Annotated in this window: 15 protein-coding genes; 14 read left to right on the top strand and 1 reads right to left on the bottom strand. The window is 58.2% G+C overall.

Going from position 1 to position 13796, the window contains the following annotated elements:
* The first annotated feature begins 52 nt into the window (after positions 1-52).
* The 11 genes from fapR (at position 53) to smc (ending at position 11583) form a co-directional block, all read left to right on the top strand.
* Entirely contained in the window at positions 53-637 is a 585-nt protein-coding gene (gene fapR / locus MOTHE_RS04355) for a transcription factor FapR (RefSeq protein WP_025774378.1), read from the top strand.
* Positions 634-1653, top strand: coding sequence for a phosphate acyltransferase PlsX (gene plsX / locus MOTHE_RS04360; RefSeq protein ID WP_025774380.1), 1020 nt, complete (start codon positions 634-636; stop codon positions 1651-1653). Before fapR ends, plsX begins: the two co-directional genes overlap by 4 nt.
* Positions 1638-2654: a beta-ketoacyl-ACP synthase III gene (locus MOTHE_RS04365; protein WP_011392461.1), complete on the top strand. Its 1017-nt coding sequence runs from the start codon at positions 1638-1640 to the stop codon at positions 2652-2654. The genes plsX and MOTHE_RS04365 overlap by 16 nt, the downstream gene beginning before the upstream one ends.
* A 5-nt stretch (positions 2655-2659) precedes the next feature.
* Entirely contained in the window at positions 2660-3601 is a 942-nt protein-coding gene (gene fabK / locus MOTHE_RS04370; protein WP_011392462.1) for an enoyl-[acyl-carrier-protein] reductase FabK, read from the top strand.
* Positions 3602-3611: 10 nt separating this feature from the next.
* Positions 3612-4550 (top strand): ACP S-malonyltransferase, encoded by a 939-nt coding sequence (gene fabD, locus MOTHE_RS04375; protein ID WP_011392463.1) that lies wholly within the window; start codon positions 3612-3614, stop codon positions 4548-4550.
* Between the two features lies 1 nt (position 4551).
* The gene (gene fabG / locus MOTHE_RS04380; protein WP_053094715.1) at positions 4552-5301 is read left to right on the top strand and encodes a 3-oxoacyl-[acyl-carrier-protein] reductase; all 750 of its coding nucleotides are present in this window, start codon (positions 4552-4554) and stop codon (positions 5299-5301) included.
* A 32-nt stretch (positions 5302-5333) separates the two neighbouring features.
* Positions 5334-5564, top strand: coding sequence for an acyl carrier protein (acpP, locus tag MOTHE_RS04385; protein WP_025774381.1), 231 nt, complete (start codon positions 5334-5336; stop codon positions 5562-5564).
* A gap of 60 nt (positions 5565-5624) precedes the next feature.
* The gene (fabF, locus tag MOTHE_RS04390) at positions 5625-6860 is read left to right on the top strand and encodes a beta-ketoacyl-ACP synthase II (RefSeq protein ID WP_053094716.1); all 1236 of its coding nucleotides are present in this window, start codon (positions 5625-5627) and stop codon (positions 6858-6860) included.
* Positions 6861-6878: 18 nt separating this feature from the next.
* Entirely contained in the window at positions 6879-7580 is a 702-nt protein-coding gene (gene rnc / locus MOTHE_RS04395) for a ribonuclease III (RefSeq protein WP_011392467.1), read from the top strand.
* Between the two features lie 113 nt (positions 7581-7693).
* Positions 7694-7954: a stage V sporulation protein S gene (locus tag MOTHE_RS04400; protein ID WP_011392468.1), complete on the top strand. Its 261-nt coding sequence runs from the start codon at positions 7694-7696 to the stop codon at positions 7952-7954.
* A gap of 65 nt (positions 7955-8019) precedes the next feature.
* Positions 8020-11583: a chromosome segregation protein SMC gene (smc, locus tag MOTHE_RS04405; RefSeq protein ID WP_053094717.1), complete on the top strand. Its 3564-nt coding sequence runs from the start codon at positions 8020-8022 to the stop codon at positions 11581-11583.
* A 48-nt stretch (positions 11584-11631) separates the two neighbouring features.
* Here smc and MOTHE_RS13265 read toward each other — a convergent pair whose 3' ends face one another.
* The gene (locus MOTHE_RS13265; RefSeq protein WP_155768198.1) at positions 11632-11799 is read right to left on the bottom strand and encodes a hypothetical protein; all 168 of its coding nucleotides are present in this window, start codon (positions 11797-11799) and stop codon (positions 11632-11634) included.
* A gap of 192 nt (positions 11800-11991) precedes the next feature.
* Between MOTHE_RS13265 and MOTHE_RS12760 the strand changes: the two genes are divergently transcribed.
* Genes MOTHE_RS12760 through MOTHE_RS04420 form a run of 3 tightly spaced genes read left to right on the top strand, consistent with a single transcriptional unit; the run spans position 11992 to position 13794 of the window.
* Complete coding sequence (locus MOTHE_RS12760; protein ID WP_255302981.1) at positions 11992-12489, top strand: RNA polymerase sigma factor; 498 nt, start codon at positions 11992-11994, stop codon at positions 12487-12489.
* Positions 12490-12492: 3 nt separating this feature from the next.
* Complete coding sequence (locus MOTHE_RS04415) at positions 12493-12972, top strand: hypothetical protein (RefSeq protein WP_011392470.1); 480 nt, start codon at positions 12493-12495, stop codon at positions 12970-12972.
* Positions 12973-13794: a hypothetical protein gene (locus MOTHE_RS04420; protein ID WP_011392471.1), complete on the top strand. Its 822-nt coding sequence runs from the start codon at positions 12973-12975 to the stop codon at positions 13792-13794. It begins immediately after the preceding gene.
* The last annotated feature ends 2 nt before the right edge of the window (positions 13795-13796 follow it).

Below are 13796 nucleotides of genomic sequence, written 5' to 3' on the forward strand. Positions count from 1 at the left end.
TATTACTATGGCCTGGTAATAGTATTTGGTACCAGGATTCGGGGTGACATAGTTGGTACGCCACAGGGGTAATAAGGAAGAGCGCCAGCAGGCCCTGCGCCGCTACCTGCGCAGCAACCCCTTCGCCACCGACGAGGAGCTGGCGGAGAAATTTGAAGTCAGCGTGCCCACCATTCGCCTGGACCGCCTAGCCCTGGGGATCCCCGAGGTCCGAGAGCGAATCATGGCCATGGCCCAGGAAGCCAGGAGCCGGATGCGCGGGGTGACGGCCGAAGAGCTGGTGGGAGAACTGGTCGAACTGCAACCGGGGGTTATGGGTATCTCCATCCTGGAAATAACTCCGCCGATGCTAGTTCAGCCCGCCGGGGTGGCGCGTGGTTATTACCTTTTCGCTCAGGCCCATTCCTTGGCCTTGGCTACTGTGGGGGCCGAGGTTGTCCTTACCAGCAGCGCTCGGGTACGCTACCGGCGGCCTGTTTACGCCGGCGAGCGGGTAGTTGCCAGGGCCATGGTTAAAGTGGTAAAAGATTCCACCTGCCTGGTATCAGTTCATTCACGGGTCAACGGAGAGATTGTTTTTAAAGGCCAGTATATCATTATCACGCCGGATGCTGCAACTGGAGGCGGGAGTGCTTGAAAATCGCTGTCGATGCCATGGGAGGCGACCTGGCCCCCAGGGAGATTGTCCGTGGTGCCGTAGCTGCCGCCGGGGAGGGTAGTGCCGAGATTATCCTGGTGGGTGATCAAAGGCGGCTGGAGGAAGAACTGGCCCTCCTGCATCCCTCCGGTAGGATCGAGATATATCATACCGATCAGGTAATTACCATGGACGAACAGCCAGCCCTGGGGTTACGGCGGAAGCGGGAAGCTTCTATCGTAGTGGCTACCCGCCTGGTCAAGGAGGGTCGGGCGGAGGCGGTGGTTTCCGCCGGCAGTACCGGGGCCCAGATGGCCGCGGCCCTCCTGATTCTAGGCCGGAGCGGCAAGATCCAGCGACCGGCTATTGCCACCCTCATCCCTACTTTGAAGGGCCCTAAACTCCTCCTCGACGTCGGGGCCAATGTCGATTGTCGGCCCGAACACCTCTATGAATTCGCCCTCATGGGTAACCTCTATGCCGCCCGGGTGATGGGCATCCCCAACCCCAGGGTGGGACTGCTGAATATCGGCACCGAGGCCTGCAAAGGCAATGAGCAAACCCTGGGAGCTTATAATCTCCTGAGGGGAGCCCCTTTAAACTTTATCGGCAATGTCGAAGCCCGGGAGATTTTATTTGGTGAAACCGATGTCATCGTTTGCGACGGTTTTGTCGGCAATGCGATCCTGAAATTTGGCGAGGGTCTGGGCCAGGCCCTCTTCACCATGATCAGCCGCGAGGTTAACAAGAGCCTCAGGTCCCGGATGGGTGCTGCCCTGCTTTTACCAGCCCTGCGGGGACTTAAAAAACAGGTGGACTATACCGAGTACGGCGGCGCCCCCCTCCTGGGAGTTCAGGGGATCAGTATCATCTGCCATGGCAGTTCCAATGCCAGGGCCATTAAGAATGCCATTAAAGTAGCTGTCCGCTGCGTCAACCAGGGCCTGGTAACCGCCCTGGGCGATCTACCTGGTGCCAGCGAAGAAAGGATGGTGAAGGGGTGCCAGTCCAATTAAGATCAGCCGCCATTACCGGTACCGGGTCCTGCCTGCCGGAGAGGGTTCTCACCAACCATGAACTGGAGCAAATGGTGGATACCAGTGATGAATGGATTCGTACCCGAACCGGCATCCGGGAACGCCGCCTGGCCGCCGCCGGCACGGCTGCTTCCGACCTGGCTGTACCGGCAGCATCCAGGGCCCTGGCCACTGCCGGGATAACAGCTGCAGACGTGGATTTGATCATCGTAGCTACGGTGACGCCGGATACCCTCTTTCCGGCTACCGCCTGCCTGGTGCAGGAACGCCTGGGCGCCAGGGGGGCGGCAGCCTTTGACCTTTCAGCTGGCTGCAGCGGTTTCGTCTATGCCTTGGGGGTCGCCAGCCAGTTTATTGCTGCCGGGATTTACCATACCGCCCTGGTGATCGGGGTGGAAGTCCTCAGTAAAATCATTAACTGGCAGGACCGGAATACCTGCGTCCTTTTCGGTGACGGCGCCGGGGCCGTCGTCCTGCGGGCTGTCCCGGCAGGCAGGGGCATCCTGGGCTTAGATCTGGGAGCCGATGGCAGCGGCGGTTCCCTGTTAACAATGCCGGCCGGGGGTTCCCGCCTGCCGGCCAGCCCGGCTACCGTCCGGGAGCAACTGCATACCATTCATATGAACGGATCCGAGGTCTTTAAATTCGCCGTCCGGATCATGGGCGAAGCTTCCCTCAAGGCCCTGCAAAAAGCGGGTCTGGCGAAGGAAGACGTTGACTTTTTAATTCCCCACCAGGCCAATATCCGGATTATCGAGGCGGCCACCAAACGCCTGGGGCTGGCCCCGGAAAAGGTTTACGTCAACCTGGACCGCTATGGCAACATGTCAAGCGCCTCGATTCCGGTAGCCCTTGATGAGGCCTACCGGGCCGGATTGTTGCAGCGGGACCATAAAGTGGTCATGGTGGCCTTTGGAGCCGGCCTGACCTGGGGAGCAGTCGTAGTTAACTGGGAGCTGGATCCGCCGAAAGGAGATTGATAGTCATGCTGCGGACACCCCTCTGCGATCTCCTGGGGATTACTTATCCCATTATTCAGGGCGGTATGGCCTGGGTAGCAACGGGAGAGCTGGCGGCCGCTGTTTCGGCTGCCGGGGGACTGGGAATTATCGGCGCCGGCAGTGCGCCGCCGGATGTAGTTCGCCGGGAGATTCGCAAGGTACGGGAACAAACGGACCGGCCCTTCGGGGTTAATATTTACTATCTATCACCTTATGTCGAAGAATTGGTTGATCTGGTATGCGAGGAAAGGGTGCCGGTGGTCACCACCGGGGCCGGTAATCCGGGCAAGCACCTGCCCCGTTTCAAGGAGGCAGGGGTGAAGGTAATTCCGGTGGTAGCCTCGGTGGCCCTGGCGAAGAGGTTGGAGCGCCTGGGAGTGGACGCCCTGGTGGCCGAAGGCATGGAATGCGGCGGCCATATTGGAGAGATTGCCACCATGCCCCTGGTGCCCCAGATTGTCGATGCCGTACATATCCCGGTGATTGCTGCCGGCGGTATTGCCGACGGACGCGGCCTGGCCGCCGCCCTGGCCCTGGGGGCCGCAGGCATCCAGATGGGGACCAGGTTTATCTGCGCCACCGAGTGTACCGTCCACGCCAACTATAAAGAAGCGGTCCTCAAAGCCGGGGACCGGGACGCCGTCGTTACCGGTATGGCCGGGCACTATGTCCGGGTACTAAAGAACAAGCTGACCAGGCAGTTTGAGGAACTTTCCGCCCGGGGAGCGAGCTGGGAGGAGATGGACCGCCTGGGAACCGGGAAGCTGCGGGCGGCGGCAGTCGATGGCGATGTGGAGTACGGTTCAGTAATGGCCGGCCAGAGCGCGGCCATGGTGCGGGAAATCAAGCCGGCAGCAGCCATCATTGCGGAAATCATGGCCGAGGCTGCTGAGGTTATAGCCCGGCTGGGCGCCTTGACAGGGTAGGTGACAAACCATGTCAGGTATTGTTTTTCTCTTTCCCGGCCAGGGATCCCAGTATGTGGGGATGGGACAGGAACTGGCCCAGCACTACCCAGAGGCGGCCGCCGTTTTTACCGAAGCCAGTGAAGAATTAGGATGGCCGGTCGATAAGCTTGTGTTTAACGGTCCGGCCGAAGAGCTGGTACGGACCGAAAACACCCAGCCTGCTGTTCTTACCACCAGTATAGCTTGTTACCGGGTTCTGGAGGCCCGGGGGATAAAGCCCCGGGCCGTAGCCGGTCACAGCCTGGGGGAATACAGCGCCCTGGTGGCCGCCGGCAGCCTCTCCTTCAAGGACGCCCTGCGGGTGGTTGTCCAGCGGGCCCGGCTCATGGCAAATGCCGTACCCTGCGGCCAGGGAGGGATGGTTGCCGTCCTCGGCCTGCCGGCGGAGAGGGTGGTCGCCCTCTGCCAGGAGGTTAAAGAAGGCGTTGCCGAGGCGGCCAACTTCAACTCCCCGGGACAGGTGGTGGTCGCCGGTGACCGGGCCGGCCTGGAGGCCATTACCGCCCTGGCCAGGGAGGCAGGTGCCAAAAAGGTCATCCCCCTCCAGGTAAGCGGGCCCTTCCATTCCAGCCTCATGGAACCGGTAGCCAGGGAACTGGCAACTGTTTTAAACCGGGTACCTCTTTCAGACCCGGTAGTACCGGTAGTGGCCAATGTAACGGCTGATTATACCGTGACGGCAGCCGCGGTGCGGGAAAACCTCCTGAGGCAGGTGGCCAGTCCGGTACGCTGGGAGGAGAGCATGCGCCGCCTGCTTGCCGACGGTTACCGGACCTTCGTCGAGGTTGGCCCAGGCAACGTATTGAGCGGTCTGATCAAACGCCTGGATCGCCAGGTGAGGATCGGCCAGGTGGAGAATATCCAGACTTTGGGAAAAACCCTTGCGTTATTGCAGGAGGCTCAGTAAAATGATCCTTGATGGCCAGGTGGCCGTTGTAACCGGGGCTTCCCGGGGGATTGGCCGGGCGACGGCCATAGAAATGGCCCGGGCCGGGGCCAGGGTGGTCGTCAATTATGCTCGCCAGAAAGGGGCTGCTGCCGAGGTGGTCGCCGCCATTCGCGATGGTGGAGGTCAGGCTATAGCTGTGCAAGCCGATATAAGTGACCACACGGCAGCCAGGGAGTTAATCCAGGCAACTATCCAGGAGTTTGGGAGGCTGGATATCCTGGTCAATAATGCCGGGATCGCCCGGGACAACCTGGCAGCCAGGTTAAAACCGGAGGACTGGACGGCAGTCCTCCAGACCAACCTGACGGGTATTTTCAATTGCTGCCAGGCGGCTCTAAAACCCATGCTTCGCCAGCGCCAGGGGCGTATAATCAACCTGACTTCAGTAGTCGCTCTGCGAGGCAATGTCGGCCAGGTAAACTATGCCGCAGCCAAGGCCGGGGTAATCGGGTTTACCAGATCTCTGGCTAAAGAGGTTGCCTCCCGGGGCATCCTGGTTAATGCCGTGGCTCCTGGTTTCATTACCACCGAGATGACCGCAGTCCTGGACGAGGAAACCCGGAAAGAATTTTACCGGCACATACCCCTGGGTCGGCCGGGTGAACCGGAGGAGGTCGCCGGAGTAGTCCTTTTCCTGGCTTCACCGGCAGCCAGGTATATGACAGGACAGGTACTGGTTGTCGACGGGGGTTTGACCCTGGCCCTGTAAGCCAGCTACATTCCGGGAAGGAGGTGAGGTCAGTGGACGTTTTTGAAAAAATCAAGGGGATCGTCGCTGAGCAGCTGGGGGTCGAGGAAGACACGATAACCATGGAGACCTCCTTTGAGGACTTGAATGCCGATTCCCTGGATATCGTAGAACTCATCATGGCCCTGGAAGAGGAATTCGACCTGGAGATTCCCGACGAGGATGCTGAAAAGCTCACGACTGTCGGGGCAGCAGTGGCCTATATTAAAGAACATACCAAGTAATCTAGTGGGGAAGTCCCGTAAAGTTTTACGGGACTTCCCCTGCAGAATGAGGGGGTAGCCTTGCAAAAGCGTGTCGTAATAACCGGCCTGGCGGCCATCTCCCCGGTGGGAACCGGTAAAGACAAATTTTGGCGGGCTTTAGTTGCCGGGCAATCGGGCATCGGCCCCATCACCCGCTTTGATGCCGCCGCCATGCCCGTCCGTTTCGCCGGGGAAGTAAAGGACTTTGATGCGGGCCTGTTTTTTGACCGTAAAGAAGCCCGGCGTATGGACCGTTTCGCCCAGTACGCCGTGGCAGGCGCGCGCATGGCTGTCGAAGATGCCGCCCTGGACCTGGATAAAGAGAATCGCGACCGGGTCGGGGTTATTTTTGCCACTGGAATCGGTGGCATGGAGACCTTTGAGGAACAGACCAGGGTCCTGTTAGAAAGGGGCCCCAACCGGGTGAGTCCCTTCTTTGTGCCCATGATGATTGCCAATATGGCCGCCGGTCAGATCTCTATAAACCTGGGTACCAGGGGGGTAAACTTTACAGTGGTCAATGCGTGTGCCTCGGGTACCAACGCCGTCGGTGAGGCCTTCCGCGCCCTGCAACGGGGCGATGCCGACGTGGTGATAACCGGTGGCAGTGAGGCAAGTGTCACTCCTCTGGCAGTTGCCGGTTTTGCTGCTTTAAAGGCCCTATCAGTGCGTAATGACGACCCGACCCGGGCCAGCCGGCCCTTTGACCGGGGCAGGGATGGTTTTGTCTTGGGGGAAGGGGCTGGAGTACTGGTCCTGGAGACCCTGGAGCACGCCCGGGCCCGGGGTGCCCGCATCTATGCCGAGGTAGCCGGGTACGGCTGTATGGCTGACGCCTACCACATTACAGCCCCGGCGCCCGACGGCAGCGCCGCCAGCCGGGCCATGGCCCTGGCCCTGGAGGATGCAGGTTTAAAACCCGGGGATGTTGATTATATTAACGCCCATGGGACCTCCACGGAACTCAATGACCGCCAGGAGACCCTGGCCATCAAGAACCTTTTTGGCGCCGACGCCTACAGGGTGGCTATTAGCTCCACCAAATCCATGATTGGCCATCTCCTGGGAGCTGCCGGGGCCATTGAGCTTGTAGCCACGGCCCTGACAATCGCTACTGGGGTCATCCCTCCAACTATAAATTATGAAGAGCCTGACCCGGAATGTGACCTGGATTATGTTCCCAACGTCGCCCGGGAACGGCAGGTGGCGGTGGCCATGTCCAATTCCTTCGGCTTTGGCGGCCATAATGCCGCGATAGTTTTACGTAAACTTTAGCAGGCGGGAAGGTAAACCTTGGATAATAAGCGCCAGGAACAGCTCCAGCACTTTTGGGAACAATTCCATCTCCCGGCAATCGACCTGGAGGGTTTAGATTTAGCCCTGACCCATCCCACCTATGCCTTTGAGCACCATTTACCAGGTGATAACCAGCGCCTGGAGTTTCTGGGAGACGCCGTCCTGGGCCTGGTTGTCGCCACTTACCTGTACCAGCATTTTCCACAGCTGCCAGAGGGGGACCTTACCCGGATGCGGGCGGCCGTCGTTTGCGAGGCCAGCCTGGTCAAGGTTGCCCGCCGTCTGAGGGTGGGCGACCTGCTGCGCCTGGGGCAGGGGGAAGAACATAGCGGCGGCCGGGAACGCCCCTCCAACCTGGCTGATGCTATGGAAGCCATTATCGGCAGCGTCTACCTCTCCGGTGGTTATGAACTGGCCCGGGACTTTGTCCTCCAGATCTTTACCCCGGCCCTGGAGATTTTAAGTGATACCAGCTTTATAGACAGCAAATCGGCCCTGCAGGAATTTGTCCAAAGCCAGGGGACGGAAAACGTAGTATATAAAATCCTGGAGGAATGGGGGCCAGACCACGCTAAAGGCTACAAGGCCGGTGTCTTTTTAAAAAACCGGCTGCTGGCTACAGGTTTAGGGCATAGCAAGAAGGAGGCCGAAAGGGAGGCGGCCAGGGCAGCTCTGGCCTTGCTCAAGGTTCAGGGTTAACAATTATCTTTCTCCTCAATTTAATTTTTTCAGTCCATTCGGAAGGAATACCGCCCTCCGACGTCGAATTAATTATGGTTGCAAAGATTGGTAAAGACAGGGAGGAGGAAGTAATGGAAGTCCTAAAGGTTTCGGCGCAATCGAACCCTAAAGCCGTAGCTGGAGCCCTGACAGCCGTTTTCCGCCAGCATGGTAAAGCCGAGGTCCAGGCAGTGGGAGCAGGAGCAGTCAACCAAGCTGTCAAGGCTATAGCCATCGCCCGCGGTTTTATCGCCCCCAACGGTATTGACCTGGTGATGATCCCTGCTTTTGCTGAGATTAATATCGATGGCGAAGAAAGAACGGCTATCAAGTTTATCGTGGAACCTCGCTGAAATTACCAGCAAGACTGCTCACCGAGCAGTTTTCTTTATGTAGAGGAGAATTTGCGGAGGATAACATGTTCCTTAAGGGTATTGAGATTCAGGGCTTTAAGACCTTCGTCGACCGGGTCAGGCTGGAGCTTGGCCCCGGGGTTACCGGTATCGTCGGTCCCAACGGTAGTGGCAAGAGCAATATCGTTGACGCCATCCTCTGGGTCCTGGGGGAGCAGAGTGCCAAAAGTTTGCGCGGAACCAGGATGGACGATGTCATCTTTGCTGGCAGCGCCCGGCGCCGGCCGGTGGGAATGGCGGAAGTAACCCTGTACCTGGATAACAGCGACGCAAGCCTCCCCCTGGACTTTCAGGAGGTAGCCATCACCCGGCGTTTTTTTCGTTCCGGCGAAGGCGAGTACTATATAAATAAAGTTCCCTGCCGCCTGAAGGATATCCAGGAACTCCTCCTGGACACCGGCTCCGGCCGGGGCGGCCTGGCTATTGTAAGCCAGGGTCGCCTGGAAGAAATCCTCGCCGCACGTCCGGAGGAACGGCGTTCTGTCCTCGAAGAAACGGCCGGTATTGCCCGCTACCGCCTGCGAAAAAAAGAGGCCCGGCAACGCCTGGAGGCAGTAGAGCAGGATTTAACCCGCTTGCAGGATTTAATTGGCGAACTAAAGGATCAACTTGGTCCTGCCGCCGTTGAGGCGGCCAGGGCGCGGCGACACCAGAAACTGATGGCCCTTTTGAACCTGGTGGAATTAATCCTCAAGTCCCGGGAAATGGCGGAAAGCCAGAACCGCCTCCGGCGCATCCGGGAGCGCTGGCAGGCCCTGAAGAGCCAGGAGGAGGAATTGGAGGCCAGGGAAGAGGAACTCGCAGGGCGCTCTCGGGACATCCGGGAACGCCTGGCCCGGAACCAGGAAGCCAGGGAGCGTAGCCGTGTCGAACTGCAAGGTCTCCGGGAGCAACTGGTTCAGGTCCGGGGCCGGTTGAGCCTGGTGGATGAAAAACTGGCGGCCCTGGCCCGGCAAAGAGTAGAGGACCGGGAGCGGGAAGGGCTTCTGGCCAGGGAGGAGGAAAAGTTGCGGGTGGCGGCCGCCGAGCTGGCCCGACAGGTGGAGACAGGTAGGGAAGAGATGGCCGCCCTGGAACAGGACCTGGCTGCCGGTCGGGAGACCCGGGAAAAACTCCGGGCCGAAAGGGATGAACTGGCGGCAAGATTGGCACGATTAAAAGAAGATCTCTTCCAGGTAGCCCACGAGCGCGCCGGGTGTCACAATGAACTGGTACGCCTGGAGGAAAAACAGGCTGGCATGGAGCGGGTGCTGGAGCAGAAGCAACGCCAGCTTCAGGAGCTAAATAATGAACGGGAGCGCCTGGAGGGCCTCCTCCGGGCCGGGGAGGAGCAACTGGGGGAGATTGAGGCGAACTTAAAAGCCCTGGAGGGGAAGAAAGCAAGCCTGGAAACCGAACTACCCCTGCAGGAGGCCGACCTGGCTGCCCGTGAGAAGCACCTGGCCGGTTTAAAGGAGCAGCAAAGGCTGCTTGTGGCCAGGCTGAAGGTTTTACGCCAGGCCCAGGCCGACTATGAGGGCTTCGGCGAGGGCGTGCGGGCTATTCTCCAGGCCAGGAGCCGGGGAGAAGCCGCCTGTGTCGGCGTCCTGGGGGTAGTTGTCGAAAAGATAGAGGTGCCCGGGGAACTTACCAGGGCCATAGAGGTCGCCCTGGGCGGTGCCGCCCAGCAGGTGCTGGTGAGGACGGCCTCCGAAGCCGAGAGGGTTATCCAGTTTTTAAAGTCCCGGCGCCACGGCCGGGCGACCATTTTACCCCTGGCCTGGCTGGAGCCGCGTCGCTGGCCGAACTGGGCCGGCTGGGTGCTGAATGAGCCCGGGGTTGTGGGGGTGGCAGCCGCACTGGTCCGGAGCGAAGCCGAAATCCGCCCTGCGGTTGATTACCTCCTCGGCCAAATCCTGGTCGTGGCCGATCTCCGGCGGGCCTTGGATCTGGGGGAACGCCTGCGGCCGCCGGTACGCCTGGTGACCCTGGAAGGGGAGGTCATCCAGCCCCGGGGACCGGTCACCGGTGGTAATACCAGGCAGAGAGCCGGCTTTCTCCAGCGCCGCCTGGAGATCCAGCAGGGTGAGACCGAACTGGCCAATCTGGTCGCCAGGCTTAATGACGCTCGGCAGCAGGCCAGAAAACTGGCCAGCACCCTGGAAACCGGCCGGCAGGAACTGCGCCGGGTAACAGAGGCTTTGATTGCCCGCCGGGGGGAACTTCACAATTTATTACAGCGCCTGAGCGAGTATAAAGATCAGCTGGCGCGCCTGGCGGAAAAGACGGCGGTACTGGGAGAAGAACTGGCCCGGAGTACCACCGATTCTCGAGAACTGGTAACTAGCCGGAGGGAGAGGGAGGAACTCCTGACCCGCCTGGAAGCCAGGGAAGGAGAGCTCCAGGGAGAATTAACGGGCTGCCAGGAGCAGCTAAACGCCTGCCAGCAGGCCCTGGCTGCCGTGGAGCAGGAACTGGCAGTAAACGAAACCCGGCAGCAGGCCCTGGCGAAGGCCGGGGAGCAGCTGGCCGCGCGCGTAGAGGAATTGGCCCGGCAGAAGGAAAACTGGCGGCGACAACAGGCTGAACTGGCTGCCAGGATGACAGCGGCCGCAACCGCGACCAATGAACTCCAGGAAAATAGGGAAAAGCTGGCCAGGGAAGAGGAGTGGCTGGCAGGGGCTATTCAACAGGCTGAAGAAGGGCTACAACGCCTGGATAATGACGGTTCGGCCTGCAGCCAGCAACAGGAAGAGCTGGCCCGGGAACTGGAGGAACTTCGGGCCCGGAAAGGAAAAATCGCTGCCCACAGGCAGCAGGAAGAACTCAATCTGGCCCGGCTGGAAACGACCCTGGAAGGTAGCCGGGCCGAACTGGAAGAGCGGTTTGGCCCCGGCTGGCAGGAAGTGCTCCAAAAACCCCGGCGCCACCTGGAAAAAGAGGCTCCCCGCCTGCGCAGGGTTTTGCAGGAGAAACTGGCAGCCCTGGGGGAGGTCAATCCAGGGGCTCCCCGGGTTTACGAGGGCCTAAGGAGGCGTTTTGAGGAACTGGAGCAGCAGCGACAGGACCTGGAAGAAGGGCGGGCGGCCCTGGAACAGGTAATCGCTGAAATGGAAAAGCTAATGGCCCGCCAGCTCCGGGCCACCCTGACCGCCGTCCAGGAACACTTTGCCGCCCTCTTCAGGGAACTCTTCGAGGGCGGCGAGGCCAGCCTGGAGCTCACCGGGAGCGATAACATTTTAGAAGCAGGCCTGGAGATCATCGCCCGGCCCCCGGGCAAGAAACCCCAGCACCTGGCCCTCCTCTCCGGCGGCGAGAAGGCCCTGACGGCGGTGGCCTTTATCTTTGCCCTCCTTAAGGTCAAGCCCAGCGCCTTCTGTATCTTTGACGAGGTGGATACGGCCCTGGATGAGGCCAATGTGGAACGCTTCGCCCGGCTGTTGCGCCAGTTTGCCAGCCGGACCCAGTTCATCGTCATCTCCCACCGCCAGGGTACCATGGCCGCCGCCGACGTCCTTTACGGGGTGACCATGATGGAACAGGGTGTCTCCCGCCTGGTCTCGGTGCGGCTGGAACAACTGCCGGCTTAAACACAGAGAAGCCCCAGCCGTTGTGGCCGGGGCTTCTTGTGTCCACGGCTATTCTTTAGCCCTTTTCGTAGTCAAATTATTGGGCGGCGTCTTGTACGGGTTTTCGCGTAAAACCTCTCCCTTTGCCTCCAAGTTCCACAACTCTTCCGGGGATTCCTCGCGTATGAGTTCGTGCCGGAAAGTTTTCTGACGGTCGCTGATTTCTTTATCCGTCATAACGGCACCTCCAGGAAAAGTTTCCAAGCAAGGATTAGTTTTCCCTTTGTTGGCCGAGAAATACCCTATAAACTAATGGCAGGGTATTTTTATTTTTTTACGTCTTAATTAATATAGAGAAGCCAGTAAACAGGAGGGGAGGGTATATACCTGGAAAAAGATTTAATCAGACGGGCTGCAGCTGGAGATGAACTGGCCTTCACGCGGGTAGTAGAACTTTTTAGTCCCTTCCTTCTAGCGGTAATCTTACCAATCGTAGGTGGCAAGGAAACAGCGGAGGATATCTTACAGGAGACTTTTATTCAGGTTTACCGTTCCCTTCACACCTTTCGCGGCGGTAGTTTCAAACGCTGGCTGGCCCGTATTGCTATCAATAAAGCGATTGATTGGAAACGCAAAGGAAAAAGCAATTTAGAGATGATAGTAGAATACCCCGGGCAGTTGGAGGTATTCAAGGTTGCCCCGCTGACTTCTGTGGAAAATGAAGTAATTTACAGGGAAACAGTAGCCAACTTACAGTCTTTATGCCGGGAATTACCCGAAAGTTATCGCCATGCTTTTACGGGCTATTATTTTGACGGCAAAAGTTATCGAGAATTGGCAGATGAAGCCGGCGTTACAGTAAAAACGGTGGAATCGCGTTTATATCGCGCTCGCAAAATACTAAGAGAGAAGTTAAAGGGGGGTTAAGTGGTGCCGCATTACAGTCGCCGGGAATGGCGGTTATACAAGGACGAACTGTTACCGGAGGGGGTACGGAGGGCCATGGAGGATCACCTGCGGCACTGTGAAGCTTGCCTTGAAAATTACCTGGCTGTCTTCGGCTCCCAGGAAGAAACGGCGGCTGCTGGAATCCTTTCCCCTGATTTTTCCGCCAGAGTTACCCGCAGGGTTGCCAGAATGGGCGCCCGACAAAAGTATAGGACGGGCCCGGGCGGTAACTGGCTTGCCAGGGCCATCCAGTATTATACCATAGCGGCTGCCGTTACCCTTCTGCTTTTGGCCGGAGGATGGTTCGACTTTATGGTTTCAGAAGCCATGCATAGCCAGGTGCGGGTAGCAAGAATCGCGCAGACCCTCGAGGAGAAAATTTCCTTCGGATGGTCCGAGCGCCTGTTTGAAAACGCTACTGATAAACTTACGGAGATTATCGATAAGGAGGTTGCCAATTAGATGGGTAAAAGCAAATTAATAAGTTTTATATTATCCTTTTTTCCCGGCCTTGGCCATTTCTACCTGGGTCTGATGAACCGGGGTATAGCCTTCATGGCAACGTTCTTCGGCTGGATGGCGCTGGTAATATTGGCCAGCGTCATCACCGGGTTCAACGGTTTTATTGCGCTGTTAATTTTACTCCCCCTTATCTGGCTCTACAGTTTATTTGACGCCGTCCAACTGTGCGGTCGCCTCCAATCCGGGGAAACGGTTTCCGATAGTTCCCCCCTGGCGGAGCTGAGTGAGAGTCTAGTCAACGGTTATAAGAGCAGGTTATGGGCGTTATTGTTTAGCATTATCCCGGGCGCCGGGCATATGTACCTTGGCTGGCAGCAGCGGGGGCTGGGGTTTATGTCTACATTTTTCCTGGCCATGTTTCTTATGGAATGGTTGCGCTTAAGCCTTTTCTTTTTCATGCTGCCGGTAATCTGGCTGTATAGTTTCTTTGATGTTATGCAACTGGTTTCGAACGACATATCGGTTCCGGCCAGCGAAGGAAGTTTTTCTACCTGGCTGTTAGAAAGACAACGTTGGGTGGGTCTTGTTTTAATTGGTCTGGGCATTCTTATTATATTTGACCGCATGGTTGTTCCTTACCTTAGCTATGAATTAATAAACTTCATCAAAACGGGATTTATAGCGGCAATATTTATCGGCGGGGGCTTAAGGCTGGCTCTGGGAAGTAAGATTGACCTGCCGGCGACAGAAGAAAAGACGGGAGTATCCTCAGATAATGAATTGATGGAGGGTGAAAGATGCAATCACAGGGAAAATCCATAAGG

The sequence above is a fragment of the Moorella thermoacetica genome, assembly GCF_001267405.1.
In the GTDB taxonomy this organism is placed as follows: Bacteria; Bacillota; DSM-521; order Neomoorellales; family Neomoorellaceae; genus Neomoorella; species Neomoorella thermoacetica.

Excerpts from the sequence above, each read along its gene's own strand:
- fabK (WP_011392462.1), top strand. The coding sequence starts at position 2,660 with ATGCTGCGGACACCCCTCTGCGATCTCCTGGGGATTACTTATCCCATT.
- MOTHE_RS04400 (WP_011392468.1), top strand. The coding sequence starts at position 7,694 with ATGGAAGTCCTAAAGGTTTCGGCGCAATCGAACCCTAAAGCCGTAGCT.
- MOTHE_RS13265 (WP_155768198.1), bottom strand. The coding sequence starts at position 11,799 with ATGACGGATAAAGAAATCAGCGACCGTCAGAAAACTTTCCGGCACGAA.
- fabD (WP_011392463.1), top strand. The coding sequence starts at position 3,612 with ATGTCAGGTATTGTTTTTCTCTTTCCCGGCCAGGGATCCCAGTATGTG.
- MOTHE_RS04420 (WP_011392471.1), top strand. The coding sequence starts at position 12,973 with ATGGGTAAAAGCAAATTAATAAGTTTTATATTATCCTTTTTTCCCGGC.
- fabG (WP_053094715.1), top strand. The coding sequence starts at position 4,552 with ATGATCCTTGATGGCCAGGTGGCCGTTGTAACCGGGGCTTCCCGGGGG.
- smc (WP_053094717.1), top strand. The coding sequence starts at position 8,020 with ATGTTCCTTAAGGGTATTGAGATTCAGGGCTTTAAGACCTTCGTCGAC.